Here is a 2,639-nt window from a genome sequence, read left to right as displayed (position 1 = left end):
AGCTACCTCGCCGGACTCCACCTCCGGGCCTCCGTGATCTGGATCAAGGACCTCACACGAGCGGCCCCTTGATCACAACCGAATACGCTCCCTAGGGCCTTGTCGAACCGCTTGCTGGTGAAGCGGTCCCCGGTGGGGTTCTGCGGATCCTCTTTGTCGATCACGAATGTGACCGCCCCTCCGCCGGGCGGCACGATGCCAGTCGCCTGCTGCTTCGGCGAAGCCTGAGGGAGCCCGAAGCCCATCAGCAAAGTGATCGTCACCAGCATCGCAGCAGCGAGCCAACCCAGTGCGCGGGAGGCACGCAGGCCGTAGCCAGAGAGCAGCCAGTAGCCGTGCAGCAGGCCGCGCTCACCGGGCGGAGTGCCGGTGCGATCGTGGCGGCGCATCTCCATCTCGCCGTAGTAAAAGTCAGCCGCTCCCGGTTCGTTCTTGCTGTCCTCGAACGCCTTACGGAGCTGCCGGTATGTGGCGGCGACATCCTCCGGGTCGGGGGTGAGGTCGGGGTCGGGGTGGTGCGGTCCGGTGCGCCAGACGCCGGGGGAGGGCGGCAGACCCGGGGCCACGGCGGGCTGCCCGGCCCCTTGCGCCCGCCAGTGATGTTCCTCAGCAAGGGTTCGCCGGCGGGTCCAGCGCACCGGCCGTAAACCGTGGCGATGCCACCCGGCGGGGACGGGGGCGAAGGCACAGCGGCCTTCAAGGCGGAGCTGGTCGAGGTGGAACGCCCCGGCGAACAAGCAGTCGGACAGGTCTGTGTCGGTCAGGACCAGGTGTGCGGCATCCACACCCTGCACCGAAGCCACCCGCACCCCTGCCGGGCCGGCCAGCCAGCTCTCGTCCATCGGCCCGTTGCTGGCGGTGAAGCAGGCGGGGTGGGCGGTGACTGCTACCGGGGAAGACAGCACCGCGTGGCTCAGATCCACCCTGGCGTAGCGCAGGCGCACCGTCGCCGTCGATTCCCACCGCGTCCGCACACAGCGCACCTCGCGAGCCGCGATCTCCAGCGTCACCGGCACCTCGAACGCCGCACCAGACAGATCAACCTCCTGTCTGCACATTACCGGCCCAAACCAGGACGTCGCCGAAAACCGGGCCCTGTTGAACCGGGCGTTCCCGGAGACCTGCACCCCGTAGAACCCGGCGAACTTGGAGAACCGCGCGTCATCGAAGGTGGCGTCCCCGGAGAACTGCGCTGCGTGGAACGCGGTGTCCCCGAAGAACTGTGCCTTAGTGAACGAGGCTTGTCCGGAAAACTGTGCAATGTCGAATCGGGCTCTCCCGGAGAACTGCGCCCTGTAGAACTGGGCGTACCTGGAGAACTGCGCCTCATCGAACTCGGCCTGCCCGGAGAACTGTGCATCCCGGAACCAGGCGTTGCCGGAGAACTGTGTCCTTTGGAACTGGGCGTCGCGGGAAAACTGGGCCCCGTCGAACCCGGCGTTACCGGAGAACCGGGCCCCACCGAACTCGGCGTCGCCGGAGAACTGCGCCTCGTCGAACCGGGCACCTCCGAGGTGGGGTTTCTGAGTGGTGGGGTCGTGTAGGGCGTGGAGGAGTGAGGTGAGGAGTGGTTCGGTGAAGTGGGTTCCACGGTGGTCGATGCTGGCGCCAGGGGCCAGGCCGGCCAGGTAGGTGTTGCGGTCGGCGTCGGTCAGGTGGGCCAGGCACGTGGGGTGGCCAGGGACCTGGATGCCGCGGCAGCCGACGGGGTCGGTGGCCGGGTTCGCGCCGTGTGCGCAGTGAGGCCAGGGCGGGGCAGACGGTAGGGGATACGGCGGTGTGCTCATGCGGTTAGTGCCTCCAATGGTGTGCCTCGTGACAGGACCAAGGGAAGTTGCGGTCTGGGCCAGGTTTCGCCCTCGGGGAAGGACCTGTCGTCGGCTGCCCCGCAGCAGTGGTGTTCTGCCTGATATGCGGTGCAGGAGCTCTCACCCTGGCTGACGAACTGGGCCAGCCCCCAGGTATGGGCACAGAACGCGGCGAACCCCAGGTCCGGCTCGGCCAGGCGTCGGCGCCGCTCCGACTGCGGCCTGCCACACCCGCTCCAACACCCGCCGCTCGCTACGGAACCTTCCCTGCTCGTCGCTCCCCATCGGCCCAGCCTCCCAACCAAGTCACGGCGAACCAGGCGTGTTCAGCAAACTGAGCACCCAACGGCTCCTCATGACGTCGCTGCCCTGAGGGCTGGTTTCGCCCATCCCGGACTGCTCACCCGCCTCTGGTCCTGGCTGGTTATCGGGCGGCTCTACCAAGGCGTCCAGCGCGCCGCAGGTGGGGAGACAAGGCGAGCCGAGACCCACCCAGGAATCGGCCTCCAGGCCAAGGCCGCCCTCGACAAGCATGTTCACCAGGCCACCGACGATGTGGTGCCTCGGGTCCGCCCCTGCCGGCATCAGCTCGCTCACGCCTCCGCTGCTGGTGAGCTGCACATCGCAGACCTGCGGGCCGTGCTCCAGCGCGTGCTGCCCCTGCTCAGCTTCTACGCCGGCCGGGAAGCCGCCGACTCCCACCCCGAACAGACCGCCCTGCTGCTCCGCGCCGCCGATGAGGTGGCGGCCGTTCTGGCGCGCACCGCCCCGCATGACGCTCCGGGGCACGAGATGGAGGGGGCCGGTCAGCACCAAGGTGGTGACCGGCCC

General features: G+C 68.5%; 2 protein-coding genes. Both read right to left on the bottom strand.

What is annotated here, in order from left to right; genetic code table 11:
- Positions 1-2 precede the first annotated feature (2 nt).
- Positions 3-1,787: a pentapeptide repeat-containing protein gene (locus ACFC02_RS42230; protein WP_376368290.1), complete on the bottom strand. Its 1,785-nt coding sequence runs from the start codon at positions 1,785-1,787 to the stop codon at positions 3-5.
- Between the two features lie 327 nt (positions 1,788-2,114).
- Positions 2,115-2,639, bottom strand: a 525-nt coding sequence (locus ACFC02_RS42225; protein WP_376368288.1) for a hypothetical protein, incomplete at its 5' end; no start/stop codon positions are given.

The sequence above is a fragment of the Streptomyces sp. NPDC056160 genome, from assembly GCF_042268205.1.
Lineage (GTDB): Bacteria > Actinomycetota > Actinomycetes > Streptomycetales > Streptomycetaceae > Streptomyces.
The sequence above is the reverse complement of the archived record's forward strand: the minus strand, read 5'-3'. Positions and strand labels throughout refer to the sequence as shown.